The sequence below is a fragment of the Nocardia sp. NPDC055002 genome (genome assembly GCF_053608825.1).
In genome coordinates this window covers 478801-495623 of sequence record NZ_JBSGWE010000001.1, presented here as the reverse complement: position 1 = coordinate 495623, position 16823 = coordinate 478801, and the positions used below count along the sequence as shown (strand labels likewise).

Below are 16823 nucleotides of genomic sequence, written 5' to 3'. Positions count from 1 at the left end.
GCTCAGCGGCTGTCGCGCGGTGTGGGCCGCCAGAACACACCGAGCAGCAGCGTCGCAGAGACGACGCCGAGCACAACCGAGATCGTCAGCGGCGCTGCGCCGTCCATCGCGATGCCGGCCAGATGATCAACCGACCAGCGACCCGGCCCGAGAGTGGCGACGGCGACGGCCATCGCGGCGAGAACAGCGGTGTACTCCCAGCCCTGGCCGGGCCGGAAGATGAAGAACCCGTTGCCCCGGTGTGCGGTGACCAAGGCGACCGTCATGGTCGAAACGACCGCGGCTGCGGCGAAAGGAGTGAGCAGCCCGACGATGAGCAGCAGGCCGGCCGCGATCTCGGTCACCGTGGCGAGCACCGCGTGCACCATCCCCGGACGAAGACCCATCGAGGCGAACCAGCCCGCCGTGCCGGTGAGCTTGCCGTCACCCCAAGCGTGATTGATGCCGTGAGCGAGGACCACGGCACCGAGGGTGAGTCGGAGAACGAGGGCCGCGGCGTCGACGGAGTTCATGCCGCCTGCTTCTTCGCGACACTCACCGCGGGTTCCCGCACAGCCGGTTGCCACCCGGGCGGGGCGAAGACGTAGCCGAGCCGGTCACGCCAGCGGCTCGCACGGCGAACGTCGCGGACGATGTTGGCGTACTCGTGATACTGCAGGCGCAGCACGTTGTAGGTGCCGACCGGGGTGGTGAGACCGTAAGTGGGAGTGTGCAGTTCCGCCTGGAAGGTGCCGAACATGCGGTCCCAGATGATCAGGATGCCGCCGTAGTTGCGGTCCAGGTATTCCGGGTCGCTGCCGTGATGGACGCGATGGTGGGACGGGGTGTTGAACACGAATTCGAGCGGGCGCCACATCTTGTCGATCGTCTCGGTGTGGGTGAAGAACTGGTAGATCAGATTGAAGGCGAAGGCCACATAGATCGTCCACGGTGCGAAGCCCAGCAGGGGTAGCGGCGCCCAGAAGATGGCCTCCGACCAGGGGTTCCACTTCTGTCGCAGCGCGGTGCCGAGGTTGAAGTACTCACTCGAGTGATGCGCCTGATGCGCGGCCCAGCCGATGCGGACACGGTGGGAGAACCGGTGATTGCAGTACCAGGCGATATCGACGACCACCATCAACAACGGCCAGTACCACCAGGAGCCGGTGGGCAACTTCCAGGGCGCCAGCTCGGCGTAGAGGATCACGAACACGAACAGCGTCGCCAGCTTGAACAGTGCCATCGCGCCCATCGCACCGAAACCCATCGTGATGCTGGTGCGCGAGTCGATGGGCGAGTAGGCCCGCGGTGTGTCCTCGGCGTCCGCGTGGCGCAGACTCAGCGCTTCGATGGCGGTGAAGACGAGGAAGAACGGAACTGCGTAGATCAAAGGGTTGTTGATGTGGTCCCAGAACGCGGACAGCAAGCCGACTCCTCTTATTGACGTATGAGTAATTTACAAAATAGTAAATTCACTGTCAACGTCTGTCCATCGGTCGCCTCGCCATTGCTGTCCGGAGCTAGAGCTCGACCGGCTCCCCGACGCGAAGACGGTGATACACGCCCTCGCCGGGCAGAATCGCGCTCATCTGATCGGTCAGCGTCAGCCCCACATCGTTGAGGTCGCCGTCGTGGATCGGGACGATCACCCGCGGGCGCAGTGCGGCGACGTAGTCGACGGCGTCGGCGAACCGCATCCACGGTCCGCTCACCGGCAGGAACAACACCTCGATATCGATGCCGTCGGGCAGCGCCGGGAACGCGTCACCGGGATGGAGCATGCGTCCGTCGATCACGTAGGCGAGGTTCACCGGCGAGGGCAGTGTGTCGTGCACCTCGGCGTGCACGCCGGCGATCGCCTCGACAGCCATCCCCGCAGCCTCGAAAGCGCGACTGTCTGTCACGACGTCGATCTGGTCGGCCGAAGTTCCGGCCGCGGCCAGACCGTCGGCGACATCCCTGGGAGCCCAGACGCGACTGCGCGGGTCGGCGGCCAGGGCTGACGCCACCAGCGCGGTATTCACGTGGTCGGGGTGGTCGTGTGTGATCAGGAATGCGGCGACATCGTCGAAGGCGGCGGCGGGGGCGAGCACCCCGGGGTCGATGACCAGCGACAGGCCGTCACGTTCGAGTCGCAGAGCGGAGTGTCCGAAGGAAGTGACCGCCATCTGTGGCATGCGCTTCTCCTGATCTGTCGGTGATCGTAGGAAGAACTTCTGTGCGCGGCAGTCGCTGCGCTGTGGCCACCCGCTCGTGCTTCCATTCGCCGGGCCCGCTCCCGGCGATATTACCTCGAAGTAATATCGCCGCGGCGTAGCGCGCCTTGCCTGTCGGGCAGCGAAGATCCAGGCGAAAACATGACACCCGTTGTCAAGGTTGTGGTCGACGATGGGAATCGCCGATCGACACATCGCCCCACAGATAAGGGATCGCCTTGCGTGAAACTCCAGAAGACCTCGCAGCACTTCAGGCGCTTCTCGACGCCTCGCTCACCAGCGCCACATCACACTTGCGATCGATCATCGACGCCGAGAACACAATGACCGCAGCCGAACTCACCCAGACCCTCACCGGTATGTGCACCCTCGCGCTGTCCACCGTGACGGCGAAGGGCGAACCGCGGATCAGCGCGGTAGACGGACATTTCCTGCACGGACAATGGCACTTCGGCACGGCGCGCACTGCCGCGAAGGCGCGCCACCTCGCGGCCAGGCCCGCAGCCAGCGTCGCGCACTTGCGCGGTGAGAACTTGGGCGTGTTCACCCACGGCACGGTCGAGATCCTCAACCCGCTGGGCGGCGCGCCCGGCGCGGGCTGGCCGGAGCTACTGGCGTACTTCCAGGACTTCTACGGCGGCGACGCCTTCGACTGGGACAACGAGGTGGTCTACTACCGCCTGCGTCCACACTGGATGACGGTCTACGCGCCCGATGTCGCGAGGCTCGCTCCCTGATCGTCTGTGCACGGCCGAAAACTCCCTCTTGCGCTATACGTATACATCTACTTATAGTGAGAGCACGCAATGTACGTATACATCTACGTACAACCCTTCGTAGCCTAGGAGTACAGATGCCTACTTTCCAGACGCCGCAGCCGGTCGCCGTCGCCGTCGACGTGCCCTGTGGTGACGTCACCGTGGTCGCCTCCGATCGCACCGACACTGTTGTCGAGGTCCGCCCGGTCGACACCTCCAGCAAGGCCGATGTCCGTGCCGCCGAACAGATTCGGGTCGAGTTCGCCGCCGGCAAGCTCACGGTCGAGGCTCCGAAGAAGTGGAAGTCCTTCACCCCGTTCGGTGGCAACCCGTCGGTCTCGGTGACCATCGAGGTGCCGAGCGGCTCCGCACTCGATGCGACTCTCGCGATGGGTCGACTGGTGAGTGTCGGCGAATTCGACCAGTGCGATCTCGAAGTGTCCGCCGGTGACATCGTGGTCGAGCGCCCGAGCGGTTCGGTCAGCGCGAAGACCGCCAAGGGCAACATCCGCGTCGACGAGGCCGCGCGGGGGGTGCTGCGACTGGACACTTCGATGGGCGACCTCGAGGTCGGCATCCGCCCGGGCAGTGCGGCGCGGCTGGAGGTCAACGCGCTGCACGGCAGTGTGCAGAACCGGATGGAACCCGTCGACCAGTCGAAGACGAGCGGGGAGGCCGTTCAGGTTTTCGCGCGCAACCTCTACGGCAACGTCATCGTCGGCCACGGAACCCTCGTATAGACCGAGGGTTTCGACGCTGGTGTGCCCGAAGCCGTTCGCGTGCCACCTCGCCGTCCTCGCAGCGCCCGCATCCCCGATCGGTGGGAGTGGGTCATCGGGTGAAAGCGCCCGCGTCTGCCGCGAGGGTGGCGCTGGTGGCCGCGAGGTCGGGCAGGTGGGGATCGTGTGGGCTGCGTAACAGGACCAGGTGGTGGTAGATCGGTGCGGTCGCGGCGATCAGGAGGGCTCGTGCGTCGACGCCGGATGCCAGCTCGCCGCGACCGATCGCACGCTCGACGATGATCTCGGACTTGGTGTAGCGGTCATCCCAGAGGCGCCGCAGCGCTCGGGCCGCGTCCTCGGATCGGAACGACGCGGCGATCAGTGCCATCGCGAGCGAGGGCTCCGCGGTGAACGAATCCTGGATCTCGTGGTTGAGCGCGGCGAGGTCACCGCGCAGGGAGCCGGTGTCGCGGGGGTGCCACTCCTGGCCGCTCGCCGCGTCGAAGAGGTCGGCGAGCAGGCCTCCGACGTCTTGCCAGCGGCGATACACCGTCGCGCGGTGCACGCCCGCGCGAGCCGCGACCGCGTCCATGCTCAGTGCGTCGTAACCATGTTCGGCCAGCTCGGCGGTGACGGCGTCGAGCACCTGGGTTCGGATGCGCGCGGTGCGGCCACCCGGGCGGGGGCGCGTCGGGGGAGCGGGCTCGGAAGCATTCGATGCGGATCTCATTGTCGGCAAACCGATCGCTTGACGGGACAGTGCTACCGTCGTAGCTTAGTGCGACAGATGTCGTATTAGAAAGCCTTGGTGTTCGACGTCCACCGCCACCGGACAGCCCACGCGCCGAAGGAGTTCCGCTGTGCCGCACGATCGCACGCCTGTTCCCGCCGACCCGACCGTGCTGCACCCCATGCCCGAGCAGCCCCGGGTTGTGCTGTTGAAGCCGCTGATCGCCTCACCGCTCATCGAGGTCGGCGAGTACTCCTACTACGACGATCCCGACGACCCGACCGCCTTCGAAACCCGCAACGTCCTCTACCACTACGGTCCGGAGAAACTGATCATCGGGAAGTTCTGCGCCCTGGGCACCGGAACGCGGTTCATCATGAACGGCGCCAACCACCGCATGGACGGCCCGTCGACTTTCCCGTTCCCCACCATGGGCGGTTCCTGGTCGGACCACTTCGACCTGCTCACCGGCCTGCCGGGCCGAGGCGACACCGTCGTGGGCAACGACGTCTGGTTCGGCAACGGCGCGACGGTGATGCCCGGCGTGCGGATCGGCCACGGCGCCATCATCAGCACAGGCTCGGTCGTCACCGGCGATGTCCCCGACTACGGCATCGTCGGCGGAAATCCCGCCCGCCTCATCCGAACCCGCTTCGACGACCGCGACATCGCCCGCCTGCTGGCAGTCGCGTGGTGGGACTGGCCGGCCGAGCACATCACCGCACACGTGCCGGCGATCATGTCCGGCAGCATCGACGACCTCGAAGCCGCCGCCGAATCCTCGAAGTGAGTGAAATGCCCTCTCACCCTGCCCATATCGCGATGATCGGCACCCCCATCGTCAGCCACGTCCTGCCGAGCCTGGAGCTGATCCGTGAGCTGGTGACTCGCGGCCACCGCGTCACCTACGCCAACGACCCGGCCGTCGCGGACCTGATCACCGAAGCCGGCGCCGAGCTGATCGCGTGCACCTCGATGCTGCCGGTGGCCGACAACACCTGGCCCGAAGACCCTGTCGCGGTGATGAATCTGTTCCTCGACAATGCCCAGCTCGCAGCGAGCTCGGCGACATCGCCCCCAATGTCGAAGTGCACTCCTGGGTTCCCCAGCGGGCGATCCTGCAACGCGCCGACGCCTTCGTCACCCACGTCGGCATGGGCGGCTGCGGCGAGGGACTGCTGGCGGGTGTCCCGATGATCGCTGTGCCCCAGGGCGCCGAGCAGTTCATGAACGCGGACCGGCTCGTCGAACTGGGCGTTGCCCGCCGCATCGACACCGCGGACGCCACCGCCGCGAACCTCCGCCAGGCTCTGCACGACGTGATCACAGACCCGCGAGTCGCTCGCCGCTGCGCTCGACTGCGTGCCGACGCACACGCCGAAGGCGGGACGATGCGCGCGGCCGACCTCATCGAAAAGCTGCTGGGCTGAATCAGGTCCAGACGTAGCGTTGCGGATCCATGCGGTGCCATGCGCGGTTCATTGTGGCGTAGGCGGCCCGGCGGTAGTGCGTCCATGTGTACCCGCCGGCGCGCAGCGCGCGGTGGTGGCCGACCCACACCAGGAGCATCACGGCGAGGAACAGGACACGGTGGACGAGCATGGTGCAGCGGTAGCGGGTGCGGGATCGGTTGTGGAGCAGCACCGCGAGTCGCTCACATTGCAACCGCACATGGGGCACCTCGTCGGCGAGGATCTGGGCGCAGACCGCGCGCAGGACCGGTGAGCCGGTAGCCCGACGGATCGCGTTGTAATAGACCATCGCCAGAACTTCGACCATGACCACGGGGGTGGTCCAGACTTCGATGTCGGTGATGCTGTACCGAAGTCTGCGAAAGAGCGTGTCGCCCCAATCAGCTTGTCGCCGTGGAATTCCCGCATCGTCCAAGATCCTACCCAGCAGCGCGCCATGGCGCTGTTCCTCCCGGATGAACAGGTCGATGACATCGCGATACGCGGGATCGTCGGTGGCAGTGGCAAATCGGTCAGCGGACGCCGCCAGGTGCCGCCCATCCGACGTTTCGCCGAGCTGCCAGGCCTGCAGCGACCGGCGAAGGGGTGCCATCTCGGCGGGAGATGCCCCGACCCGTTCGATTGCCACGGAATCTCGCGCTGCCGGAGCGCATTCTGCTGGAAATAGGCGAGCCATTCCTCGGTGGAACGCACTCTTCGGCCACCTGCCCCGTGACCGATCGCTGATGTCGCGTTTTTCGATTCCCGCACAGCGTCCCCCTCTGCTCGCCTCCAGTCGTACCCGAAGCGGGAGTCGGCCGCCAGCGGACCCGGCGCGCGACCGACGCCGAGTCACCAGGAAGGTCAACTTCCAGTGACTCGGCGCCGGGTGTCCGCCTGGGCTACTTCCAGGACGGCAAGCAGCCGGCCGCGCGCAGGCGGGAGGCGAAGCCGGTGTCGACGCTGCTGCTCGATCCGGTGGCGGAGCCCGTCGTGGCTCCGGTGAACGCGGCGGCGAGTTCGCCACCGAGCCCGGCACCGATGGAGCACCCGAGCAGATTGAGGTCGATGGTGATGATCTCGTTGGGCTCCGCGGGGTTGTCGGCAGCGTTGGCCGGTCCGGCGAGGCAGGCGATGGTGGCGGCGACGGCTACCGCGACGGCACCGGCTGTGACAGAACGCATTTTTCTCCTGGCAGTTGATTCGGCGAAATTCCGGCGCCGATCAGCCAGTGGACGACAGTCGGCACCGCGGCAGTACGGCCCGACCGGTCACGGCGGGGCGACTCCCCTGACCGAACTACCCATCACATCCACTGTCGAAAACCCCGATCGTCGACAGGCGCAGTGAGACATCCCTCGCGTTGTGCGCAGCGGAATTTCGTGGCCGACGCGCACCTGTGCCCCGTGGTGTCGACCCTGTGAACTGGGATGATTCACCGTCGACGGCGTAACGAGAACGCGATTTCCTCAGTGCGGGTGCGCCGTTGGCCGTACATGGTCGGCATGGGCACGCGCAGCGCGAGCGAGAGCCCGCGACAGCTCGGTACGGTCGCATTCATGGAGTGGAGCTTTCAATCGGCCGAACAACTCGCCTCCGCGCTGCGGGCGCGTGCGGTGTCATCAGTGGAACTGACCGACGAGGCGATCGGCCGTATCGAACGTGACGACAAGGCGATCAACGCGATCTGTGTGCGCGACTTCGACCGTGCGAGAGAAGCCGCACACCGTGCCGACCAGGCACGGGCCCGCGGTGCCGACAGCGCACTGCTCGGAATTCCGGTGACGGTCAAAGAGTCCTACAACATCGCCGGGCTTCCCACGACCTGGGGCATGCCGCAATTCGCGAACTACTCTCCGCCCGAGGACGCGGTGCAGGTGTCGCGGCTCGCCGCTGCGGGCGCGGTGATGCTCGGCAAGACCAATGTGCCGTTGGGGCTGCAAGATGTGCAGAGCTTCAACGAGATCTACGGCACCACCAACAACCCGTGGGATCACGCGCGCACCCCCGGTGGATCCTCCGGCGGGTCCGCGGCGGCACTGGCGTCCGGATTCGGTGCACTGTCCATCGGGTCCGACATCGGTGGTTCGCTGCGCACCCCTGCGCATTTCTGCGGGATCTACGCGCACAAGCCGACACTCGGGCTGGCCGCGACTCGCGGCATGGTCGCACCGCCCGCGACGGCGTTGCCGGTCGATCTCGACCTCGCGGTCGTCGGTCCGATGGCGCGTACGGCTCGTGACCTCACCCTGCTCCTCGACGTCATGGCCGGACCGGACCCGCTGACGAACGGTGTGGCATACGACCTGGCACTACCACCTTCGCGCCACGAGCGGCTCGCCGACTTCCGTGTCCTGGTCCTCGACGAGCATCCGCTCATCCCGACCGGGTCCGCGGTGCGCGCAGGTGTGAACCGGGTAGCCGACGCACTGGTCGAGGGTGGCGCCCAGGTGCGACGACACAGCTCACTGCTACCCGATCTCGCCGAAGCCGCGGCGGTCTACATGCAGTTGCTGTTCGCCGGCGCGGGCGCACGTTTTCCCGCCGATGCCTACGAGCAACTTCGGACCCGAGTCGCACAGCTGAGCGCCGACGATCGCAGTCTCGTCGCGGTGCGCCAACGCGCGCTGGTGTTCAGCCACCGCGACTGGCTCGAAGCGAACAACAGCCGCGAACTCCACCGCGCCGGTTGGCGGCTACTGTTCACCGAATTCGATGCCGTCGTGTGCCCGATCACGCCCACTCCCGCGTTCGCCCACGATCACGACCCCGACCTGCTGGGCCGCCGGCTCGACATCGACGGTGTGGATCACCCGTACCTCGACCAGCTCGTCTGGGCCGGTGTTGCCACGATGCCCGGCCTGCCCGCCACCGCCATCCCGGCGGGACGCTCACCCGAGGGCCTACCGGTCGGGGTGCAGCTGATCGGCCCGCAGTTCGAGGACCGCACCCCCCTGCGGCTTGCCGCTCTGCTCGAACAGAAGATCGGCGGCTTCCAGGCACCGCGGTAGAGCCGTGGTGGCTGTCTCCTCAGTACCTATAGACGACAGATTCCGGATCGCTGTCGGCCACCTAACTTGGTGAACACAACGCGATTACGAGCATCGAGCCGCTACTGAACCGAGGAGAATCATGACCGCCTACGCCATTGCCAGATTGCAGGACGCCCCGCTGCACGAGGACATCGCCGACTACATCGAGCGCATTCCCGCCACCTTCGAGCCGTATGGGGGCCGCTTTCTCGTGCACGTGACACCGCACGAAGTGAAGGAAGGCAGCTGGAGCGGGGGCATTGTGATGATCGGCTTCCCGGGGATCGACCAGGCGCGCGCCTGGTGGGACTCACCGGCGTACCAGGAGATCGCGCCGTTGCGCTCGCGGCACATCGAGGGCGACATCATCCTGGTCGGCGGGGTCGCCGAGGACTACGACCCTGCCGCCACCGCCGAGGCCATGCGTGCCGCGCTGAGTGCCTGAGGTCCGAGCAGGCCCGCTGTGATCACCCTCCGGCGCGTGGAGCTGCGACGGTCAAGCCAGCCTGGAAGGCTCAGGATCTCGGGGCCGGCCAGGCGGCCGCGTCGGTGTTGCGCGATACCCGGCGGAGCAGAGTCGCGAGCGTCTGGCGCTCCTGCTCGTCGAGTCCCTCCAGCAGCCGATGGTCGCGTGCTACGCGGCTGGGCAGTTCGGTGTCGACGAGATCGCGCCCGGCGGCGGTCAGCTGCAGCAGCACCACGCGGCCGTCACGCTCGAACGGCAGCCGTTCGACCAGTCCGATCTTGGTCAGCCGGTCGGCGTGTTTGGTGGTCGAAGCGCCGCTGGTCATGGTCCTCGCGGTCACCTCGCTGGCGCGCAGTGGGCGGCCGGCGCGGGCCAGGGCGCACAGGATGTCGAATTCGCCGCGGTTGACGCCCCTCGGTGCGAGCGCCCGGTCGAGCTGGTGCAGCGCCAGTGAACTGATCCGGTTGATCCGCCCGATCACCTCGATCGTGGAGGTGTCCACCTCGGGATAAGTCTCGGCCCATTCGGCTCGAACGCCGTCGACGAAGTCGGGGGAGGTGTCGGCCATGTGTTCATCCTAGCGATCGGTCTCACACTATTTCAGATATACTTTACTAGTAAAATACATTTAGGATGGCAGCGTGCCTGCCGCGACTTCCGACCTACACAACCCGCCCACCGCCACCCGGCTGCGGCACTCCCGTGGCGCGTTGGCGCACTCGGTCTCGGCATCCACCTGGCGGCGCGCGCTCGAAGTGCGGCCCGCCGACGCGACCGTGGCGGCCTCGTTACGCGTCGGGGCCGCCGCCGCGCTGGTCTTCGCCGGCTGTGGCCTGTTCGATCTGCGGCAGTACGTCGGCTTCGCGGTACTCGGTGCACTGGCCTCCGCGTTCGCGCGGCACGAGCCGATGGTCCGGGTCGCTGCCAAGGTGACGCTCGTCGGCGTGCTGGTTGTCGCTTTCGTCGCAGGTGGTGGTCTGCTCGCCCTCGCGCACGTGCCGATGTGGGCCGAGGTCGCGTTGATGTCGGTCGGTGCCGCGGTCGCGGCGATGTCGGTATCGGCATTCCGGATCACCGGTCCAGGTCCGGTGATCCTCGTCTTCGCGGCCACCGCGGCGATTGGATACGTCAGCGCCCCCGGCGATCTCGTCCACGTGTGCTCGGCCGCGGCGATCGGCGCCGCGGTGGGACTGCTCGCGCAGACGGCGCCCCTGCTGGTGCTGCCTCTGGGGCCCGCCCGGCTGGCCGTCGCGCGGGCGCTCTCGGCTGTCGCCGCGCTCGATCACGGTGGGTCCGTCCAACCGGCCCGCGTCGCGATCGCGCACGCTCGGGAGAAGGTGGCGCTCAGCGGCGTTCGGGGCGGGGATGCCAGGCACCGCCGTGACCTGATCGCCCTGCTCGATGAGGCGGAGACCGCGGTCGACGATTGGACAGCGGGGGACCGAACGCGACTGCTCGACGTGGTCGGGCACGAGGCAGAACTGCGCAAGATCAAGCGGCGCAGCATCATTTTCGACCGTGGCGCCGAAGTCGGGGTGTCCGCGTTGCCGCGGCCCGAGGGGTTTCTGGCGGCGGGCCTGTCCGGACTGCGCTCACGCGCGGTCCTCGGCAACGCGGCGCGCATCGCGCTCGCCTCGGCCTGCGCGGGGTGGTTCGCGGCGGCGGCCGGGCTCGCCAGTCCGCTGTGGGCCTCGATGGGTGCGATGGCCGCGATGCAGGGCGTCTCGTACGCGATGACCGTGCAGCGCGGCATCCAGCGACTGCTCGGCAATGTCGGCGGCGCGGTCATCGGGGCGCTGTTGATCGCGGCAGGCCTGGGGTACTGGGCGACGGCCGTGGTGATCGTGGTGTTCCAGGTGAGCGCCGAAGTGATGGCCGCCCGCAACTACGCGCTCACCTCGCTGGCGGTCACACCGATGGCGTTGCTGATGGTCGGCCTCGGGGTGCACCTCTCGCCCGAGATCGGCGTCAGCCGGATCGTGGACACCCTGATCGGCGTCACGATCGGCGTCGTCATCGCGGCCGTGACGATCAGCCGCTCGGATCTGCAGCATCTCCCTACCTCCTCGGCCATCGACACGAGGCAAGGCGCCACACGCGTTCGTCCCTGAGATCGGGGTGGCGAGCACAGCGCGGGCGACCGTCTGAGCGCGCCGTTGCGGCAACGTGGATCGGAGTCGAGCAGCGCTGCCAGACACCGAATCCGATCAACCAACCGCTCGATCGTGATCATCCCGCGTCGCCGCGATGTAGGCGCAAGCATCAAGAGGCAGCCGAACAGCTGAAGCTGCGTGGGGTTTTCATCGAGGAAGGGCGCCGCCGACCCAGCGCGCCGACCGGGACCAGCATGAGGACGGCGGCATTCACTGTGCTGCTCAGCGCGTCAGCGGCGAGCAGTACCCCGGCCATCGCCGCGACCATGACCGGCCGCCGAGACAGTGGACCGTCCCGACGACGTTCCCTGCGCGCGAGCAGCCACAGTGCGGGCACAGCCAGCGCACATCGGAAGAAGGTGGCAGTCGCGGGGGGAGACCGCTGCCAGTGCGATGAACACGCCCGAGGTGGCGATCCCGAGCGAACCCACCACCATCAACAGGCGCGGTCGTTTCCCGCCCAGGGGCGTCCTGAGCTTCGAAACCGTGTGATGCCTTGGGCCGCGGACCATCGGGTGACGCTATGTCGGCTGGCAAGGGTGAGCATCTGATTTTCCGGGGCGCGGGTTTCGTGCAGCCGCTGAATCGGCCGTGAGCTCACAGTGAATCGGTCATTGGTACGCCCGTACAGGCGAGCACAGTTTTCATGAGTTCCGTAGCTATTATGTTTCGTTGGCTGCGACCAAACGTAAACGTAAATCATTCAAGGTCATTCGAAACCATCTCGGATCCTGACCCCCGATAATGTTCACTTATCGGGGGTCAGGATCGGATGGGCCGGATCTGACTCGCGAAGGGGCGACACGGTTTTCGTTTCGTGCAATACGTAACGTATTGACGAAACCAACGCTACGATTCACCCGTGTCGAGCGTATGCAACTACCCGGGCTGTGCCCGTCCCATTACCCGCGCCGGTGGGCCGGGTCGCCCCTCCGAGTACTGCGATCACCCCGACCACACGCGGTGGCGGGCGTGGCGGGAAAGGCAACGGCAGCAACAGGAGTCCGAGAGTGCAACCCCTGCCGTCACTGTGACGGCTCAGGGCCCGGTGACAGTGGCGCGTCTGCGGGCCGACGAGCTGCTCGGGCAATTCCGGGGACTGGCCGAGCAGCTGGGGACCACGCTGAACGCAGCGGTCGCCGAGCTACAGACAATCGGGGATCCGTCGGTGGCCGAGGCGCAGGTCCAGGCCGTCCAAGCCGACGCTGCTCGCCGGATCGCCGAGGCGGAGATGGCGACGGTGGCGGCCGAACAAGCGCGGCGCGAGGCCGAAGAGGCACGCGCACTGGCGGAATCGGTGGCCGAAGAGGCGGTGGCGGCCGCCGAACACGCCGAACAGGCGGTGGGGGAAGCGCTCGCGGCCAGGGACGAAGTCGTGGCCTCGGTCGACGCGCTCACCCGACAGGCCTCCGAAGACGTGTTCGCGGCCCGCAGCGACGCCGAGGCACAAGTACGTGCGGCACAACAACAAGCAAGCGACGACATCGACGCGGCGCGACAAGAAGCCGACGACACCGTGGCCCGTGCCCAACAGCGCGCCGACACCGAGATCGCGCACCAGCGCCGCGACGCCGAGGCCCGGATCGCGGCCGCGAACGCCGAACGCGACCTGGCGATCCAGCGGGCCGCCGACGCCGACCGTGCCACCGAACGCGCCGAACAAGCCACCGCCGAACGGGTGGAGGCCGCCGCCGAAGCACGCGAGGAGTGGCGCCGGGCCCGCACCGAACTCGACACGGCCCGCGGCGAACTCGACCGCACCCGTACCGAACTCGCCGAGCTGCGCCGCACCACCACCGCCGAAACCCAGCAACGCCGCGACGAAGCGGCGGCCGCACTCGAGCAGGTGCGCACCGAAGCCGCCGAACGGTGGGCCGCGCTCGACGACGCCCGCAAACAAACGCTGGCCCGTGCCGAACGCGCCGAAGCGCAGCTCGACGAACTCCTCGCCACCACCCGCACCCCGCTACCACAAACATGAGCGGGGGTATCGGGGGCGGCGAGCAGCGACCTGGACTAGCGTCACGCACATGACCGAGCAGCCCGGCCCTCTCGAATCGACGCGTGAGTTCGCCGCCATCGACATCGACGACATGCTGAACGCCGACGAAACCTACACCGGACCGACCTCACGGACGCGATTGATCGCGATCCTGGTGGTGGCGGCGCTGCTACTGGGCGCCGGTGCCACCACCCTCGCGATCCTGCTGGCCTGACCTCTCACGCGGGCCGGGCCAGCGGAGTGTCGGGCTCGCCGGAATTGCGCAGCGCGACGATCTGTTCGGGCACCCAGTAGATCCGGCCGAACTCGAACGCCTGATAGACCCCGTCGTCGTGGGCGGTCTCGTCGGAGGCCGGCCAGCCGAGCTCGCCGTTCTCGTACCCGGCCGCCGCCCACCGCGCGCCGATCGCACCGTGCACCCAGTACGCGGGTTGGCCGGCGCGCCGGTAGACCATGCCGCCCTGAAACGCTTGTGCCAACCCGGGGCCGGACCCGCGCGGATCGGGCAGTTCGGTGTGCTCGGCCGTCGGATAACCCAGCGGTCCTGTCTCCCACTCCAGCTCCGCGTACTTGTCCATGATCGCGGTGGGGACGGCGTGGGCATCGGTGCTCGGATGCCAGTACACGTAGCCGTGCTCGAATTCGGCGAAACGTCCCACCCCGTCCGGTGTGCTGAGTTCGCCGTCGGTGCGGCGCGCGCCCAACCACGGCGATGCGGCGGCACGGGCATCGATCGCGTTCGGTCCGGTCCCGTCGGCGAACGAGGCGACGTGGTCGGCGAACACATCCCACGGGAAGTTCGGGCCCACATCGGTATGCGAGCCGATGCCCAGTGCCCTCGTGACGTACTGATGGTCGGAGATCCCGTCGCCGACGTGGTAATCCGGTTCGATCACCTCGGTGGAGTACCCGTGCCGGTGCGCGCTGCGGACAGCGAGGAACGCCGCGATCCGCAGATCGCCGTCGATGGCCAGCCACTGTTGCCGCGACCACGCGATCCGGCTGCCCGCGAAGCACAGATTCACCGTGAAAGGGTTCGCCGAGAGCACCGACCAGGACGCGAGCTCCTCGGGCACCACCCGCACCACCACCGCGTCGCGCAGCGTGTAGTGGTAGGACACACCGTTGGCGGGGTTGTTGAGGTAGGCGGCAAGGGATTCGGCGGTGCCGTTGCCTTCCTGGGTGTGCAACAGGAAATTGGTGATGCGGGCCCCTTCGCGCGGGGAGTGCGATGGTCCGAGCCGGTCGATCTCGGTGAACTGCGGCACCGATACCGAACGATCGAGCGCCCACTGCCCGAAGTCGGGGGCGAGGATGTCGTTGACGTCGACGCGGGTGCCGTCGATGATCGGTCCGGGGTTGCTCGGGGTGTCGATCACCCGCTGGTAGAGCACCGCGCGTGGTTCCCGTTCGGTACCCGACCAGGCCCGCGTCTGCCACGCCCAGCTGAATTCCCCGCGCGCGCCGACCACCCCGTCCTCGATCGCCCACGCACACACTCGCGAATGCCCGTAGATCCCGGTCCAGGCGGTGCCCAGCACCGAGTTCACGCCCCGGAAGAACTCAACGGCCGTGCTGTTCCACTGCGACAGCGAGATGTCCTCGTCGACGGCGAAGAAGATCGGTGCGCGTCGGGGCGCGCCCACGCTCAGGTGGGTGGCCAGCGCCTGTTCGGCCATCCGGCGACCGCCGTCGAAACCGGTAGTCCAGTCCGAGGGGGTCGCGTCGCCGGGTTTGCCGTACTGCCAGATGGAGACGATGTCGAGCCCGGCGGCGGTGAGCGCGCGAGCGTAGTCGGCGGTGATCGGTTTGGCGCCGAAGTTCGCGCCCGGCCTGCTCGGTGAGATGTAGGCGAGAACCGCCGAATGGCCCGCGGCGACGATCGCCCGCGGTTCGATGAGCCTGGCCGCGAAATCGACAGCTGTAGACATGATTGACCCCCTGTATGGCTGCGTATCCGATGGAATTCCCGAGATGGTGGAACTATCGCGATGATTGACGCTGGTACCCGAGGATCGGTACCGGGGTGAGGATCTCAGCGTGCACAATTCTAAACGAAACACATACTCCCGCACCGGCGTTCACCAACGAACAGGGTAGTACCCGAATTCGGGAGTAGTTTCACTCACGCGTGCCTGCCCGTGGGCCCGCTAACCTTTCGCCATGGTGGCACAGCTGATGTGGGGGATCCCGACGCACGGGTTCTTCGTCGCGCTCGGTGTCGCCGTGGCCGCGGTGGTGTTCGTGGCCGAGTGCAGGCGCCGCGACGCACTGCGCGAAGAGTCCCTGGTCGCGGTCACCGGTGCACTGGTCGGTGGGGCGATCGGCATGCGGTTGTCGAGTCTGGTCGAGACTCTCGATCCGTACGAGAGCTGGATGTTCGGTGCGCGCAGCGTGCTGGGCGGATTGTTCGGCGCGTATGTGGGCGTGTTGATCGCGAAAAGGATCATCGGATATCGGGAACGCACCGGTGACCTGTTCGCCCCCGCGGTGGCGCTGGGCATGGCGGTGGGGCGCATCGGCTGCTTGCTCACCGAGGCGCCGGGACGACCGACGAGCCTGCCGTGGGCAATCCACGCCCCCGCCACGGTGCCGCAGTGCCCCGGGTGTGTGGCCGGTGTCGCGATGCATCCGAGCTATCTCTACGAAATCGTGTTCCAGCTGGCCGCTTTCGGCGCACTGTGGTGGTTGCGCGACCGGATCAGCACGCCGGGTGAGCTGTTCACCCTCTACGTCGGGGCGTACGCGATCTTCCGGTTCCTGGTCGAGTTCACCCGCGCCAACGACACGGTATGGCTGGATCTGACCCGCCCGCAATGGTTCCTGCTGCCGGGACTGGCCCTGGTCGCGGTGCGCTGGAGCATCGGCTACCGGCGCGGGAACTACGACGGTGTACTTCGACGAAAGGTCGTGGCATGAACTTTCCGCCCGGACCACCACCGAACATGCCGCCCCCACCGCCGCAGCAAGGCGGGAAACCGCCGGGCCAGGGCGGTCAGGTCGCGGCGATGGCGTTGGCGGGGGCGATGGCGTTCATCGTGGCGAACGCGATGGCGGGATTCTTCGTGTTCATGGTCGTCGCCTCCATCAATGACGACGCCGCAACCAAAGCGCTGTTCGGGCTGACCGCGGTGGTCAGCGCGGCAGCGGCTTTCGGGGGTGGCTGGCTGTTGATCCGGCGCAAACGGCCCGCGCCCAAAGGGTTCGGGATGGGGTTGATGATCGGGTGGTCGCTGGTCACGGTGTGCACGGCGGGGTTGTGCACGGCCATCAACCCGGAGCTGTACACGGGCATGTTCGGGATGGCACCGTGA

Annotated in this window: 21 protein-coding genes and 1 pseudogene; 12 read left to right on the top strand and 10 right to left on the bottom strand. The window is 67.3% G+C overall.

The window, feature by feature from the left end; translation table 11 throughout:
• Positions 1-2: 2 nt before the first annotated feature.
• The 3 genes from ACWF99_RS02365 to ACWF99_RS02355 form a co-directional block, all read right to left on the bottom strand.
• Complete coding sequence (locus tag ACWF99_RS02365; RefSeq protein ID WP_452534149.1) at positions 3-512, bottom strand: DoxX family protein; 510 nt, start codon at positions 510-512, stop codon at positions 3-5.
• Positions 509-1405, bottom strand: a complete 897-nt coding sequence (locus ACWF99_RS02360; protein ID WP_452534147.1) for a sterol desaturase family protein — start codon at positions 1403-1405, stop codon at positions 509-511. Before ACWF99_RS02360 ends, ACWF99_RS02365 begins: the two co-directional genes overlap by 4 nt.
• Before the next feature lie 94 nt (positions 1406-1499).
• Positions 1500-2156: an MBL fold metallo-hydrolase gene (locus ACWF99_RS02355; RefSeq protein WP_452534145.1), complete on the bottom strand. Its 657-nt coding sequence runs from the start codon at positions 2154-2156 to the stop codon at positions 1500-1502.
• A 257-nt stretch (positions 2157-2413) separates the two neighbouring features.
• On the opposite strand from ACWF99_RS02355, the gene ACWF99_RS02350 reads away from it, so the two are divergent.
• Positions 2414-2932, top strand: a complete 519-nt coding sequence (locus ACWF99_RS02350; protein ID WP_378629329.1) for a pyridoxamine 5'-phosphate oxidase family protein — start codon at positions 2414-2416, stop codon at positions 2930-2932.
• Between the two features lie 116 nt (positions 2933-3048).
• On the top strand, positions 3049-3693 hold the full coding sequence (locus tag ACWF99_RS02345) for a DUF4097 family beta strand repeat-containing protein (protein ID WP_452534142.1): 645 nt from the start codon (positions 3049-3051) through the stop codon (positions 3691-3693).
• A gap of 91 nt (positions 3694-3784) precedes the next feature.
• Here the strand turns inward: ACWF99_RS02345 and ACWF99_RS02340 are convergent, their stop codons facing one another.
• A complete protein-coding gene (locus ACWF99_RS02340) occupies positions 3785-4405 on the bottom strand; it encodes a TetR/AcrR family transcriptional regulator (RefSeq protein WP_452534140.1) in 621 nt (206 codons plus the stop codon).
• Positions 4406-4586: 181 nt separating this feature from the next.
• Here ACWF99_RS02340 and ACWF99_RS02335 point away from each other — a divergent pair, with 181 nt between their 5' ends.
• Genes ACWF99_RS02335 through ACWF99_RS02325 form a run of 3 tightly spaced genes read left to right on the top strand, consistent with a single transcriptional unit; the run spans position 4587 to position 5835 of the window.
• The gene (locus ACWF99_RS02335; protein WP_452535294.1) at positions 4587-5195 is read left to right on the top strand and encodes a CatB-related O-acetyltransferase; all 609 of its coding nucleotides are present in this window, start codon (positions 4587-4589) and stop codon (positions 5193-5195) included.
• A 5-nt stretch (positions 5196-5200) separates the two neighbouring features.
• A complete protein-coding gene (locus tag ACWF99_RS02330; RefSeq protein ID WP_452535327.1) occupies positions 5201-5602 on the top strand; it encodes a hypothetical protein in 402 nt (133 codons plus the stop codon).
• On the top strand, positions 5494-5835 hold the full coding sequence (locus ACWF99_RS02325; RefSeq protein ID WP_452534138.1) for a nucleotide disphospho-sugar-binding domain-containing protein: 342 nt from the start codon (positions 5494-5496) through the stop codon (positions 5833-5835). The genes ACWF99_RS02330 and ACWF99_RS02325 overlap by 109 nt, the downstream gene beginning before the upstream one ends.
• 1 nt (position 5836) lies before the next feature.
• On the opposite strand, the gene ACWF99_RS02320 is transcribed toward ACWF99_RS02325, so the two are convergent.
• Positions 5837-6505: a ferritin-like domain-containing protein gene (locus tag ACWF99_RS02320; RefSeq protein ID WP_452534137.1), complete on the bottom strand. Its 669-nt coding sequence runs from the start codon at positions 6503-6505 to the stop codon at positions 5837-5839.
• 253 nt (positions 6506-6758) lie between these two features.
• A complete protein-coding gene (locus ACWF99_RS02315) occupies positions 6759-7040 on the bottom strand; it encodes a hypothetical protein (RefSeq protein WP_378629317.1) in 282 nt (93 codons plus the stop codon).
• A gap of 375 nt (positions 7041-7415) precedes the next feature.
• On the opposite strand from ACWF99_RS02315, the gene ACWF99_RS02310 reads away from it, so the two are divergent.
• On the top strand, positions 7416-8867 hold the full coding sequence (locus ACWF99_RS02310; RefSeq protein WP_452534135.1) for an amidase: 1452 nt from the start codon (positions 7416-7418) through the stop codon (positions 8865-8867).
• Between the two features lie 121 nt (positions 8868-8988).
• Positions 8989-9333, top strand: a complete 345-nt coding sequence (locus ACWF99_RS02305) for a DUF1330 domain-containing protein (protein WP_378629313.1) — start codon at positions 8989-8991, stop codon at positions 9331-9333.
• Positions 9334-9403: 70 nt separating this feature from the next.
• On the opposite strand, the gene ACWF99_RS02300 is transcribed toward ACWF99_RS02305, so the two are convergent.
• On the bottom strand, positions 9404-9922 hold the full coding sequence (locus ACWF99_RS02300) for a MarR family winged helix-turn-helix transcriptional regulator (protein ID WP_452534133.1): 519 nt from the start codon (positions 9920-9922) through the stop codon (positions 9404-9406).
• A gap of 73 nt (positions 9923-9995) precedes the next feature.
• Here ACWF99_RS02300 and ACWF99_RS02295 point away from each other — a divergent pair, with 73 nt between their 5' ends.
• Positions 9996-11465, top strand: a complete 1470-nt coding sequence (locus ACWF99_RS02295) for an FUSC family protein (protein WP_452534131.1) — start codon at positions 9996-9998, stop codon at positions 11463-11465.
• A 151-nt stretch (positions 11466-11616) separates the two neighbouring features.
• Here the strand turns inward: ACWF99_RS02295 and ACWF99_RS02290 are convergent, their stop codons facing one another.
• A complete protein-coding gene (locus ACWF99_RS02290) occupies positions 11617-11844 on the bottom strand; it encodes a hypothetical protein (protein WP_452534129.1) in 228 nt (75 codons plus the stop codon).
• Between the two features lie 711 nt (positions 11845-12555).
• Here ACWF99_RS02290 and ACWF99_RS02285 point away from each other — a divergent pair.
• Both ACWF99_RS02285 and ACWF99_RS02280 read left to right on the top strand, forming a co-directional pair.
• Positions 12556-13488 (top strand): hypothetical protein, encoded by a 933-nt coding sequence (locus ACWF99_RS02285; protein WP_452534128.1) that lies wholly within the window; start codon positions 12556-12558, stop codon positions 13486-13488.
• A 49-nt stretch (positions 13489-13537) separates the two neighbouring features.
• The gene (locus tag ACWF99_RS02280) at positions 13538-13723 is read left to right on the top strand and encodes a hypothetical protein (protein WP_378629239.1); all 186 of its coding nucleotides are present in this window, start codon (positions 13538-13540) and stop codon (positions 13721-13723) included.
• Between the two features lie 4 nt (positions 13724-13727).
• Here ACWF99_RS02280 and ACWF99_RS02275 read toward each other — a convergent pair whose 3' ends face one another.
• Entirely contained in the window at positions 13728-14294 is a 567-nt protein-coding gene (locus ACWF99_RS02275) for an LGFP repeat-containing protein (protein WP_452535292.1), read from the bottom strand.
• Positions 14295-14786: 492 nt separating this feature from the next.
• A pseudogene (locus tag ACWF99_RS02270) lies at positions 14787-15440 on the bottom strand (DUF1906 domain-containing protein); the annotation flags it as partial.
• A gap of 232 nt (positions 15441-15672) precedes the next feature.
• Here ACWF99_RS02270 and ACWF99_RS02265 point away from each other — a divergent pair.
• Together ACWF99_RS02265 and ACWF99_RS02260 are read left to right on the top strand one after the other, a co-directional pair.
• Positions 15673-16428, top strand: coding sequence for a prolipoprotein diacylglyceryl transferase (locus tag ACWF99_RS02265; protein ID WP_378629236.1), 756 nt, complete (start codon positions 15673-15675; stop codon positions 16426-16428).
• Positions 16425-16823, top strand: a complete 399-nt coding sequence (locus ACWF99_RS02260; protein ID WP_378629234.1) for a hypothetical protein — start codon at positions 16425-16427, stop codon at positions 16821-16823. Before ACWF99_RS02265 ends, ACWF99_RS02260 begins: the two co-directional genes overlap by 4 nt.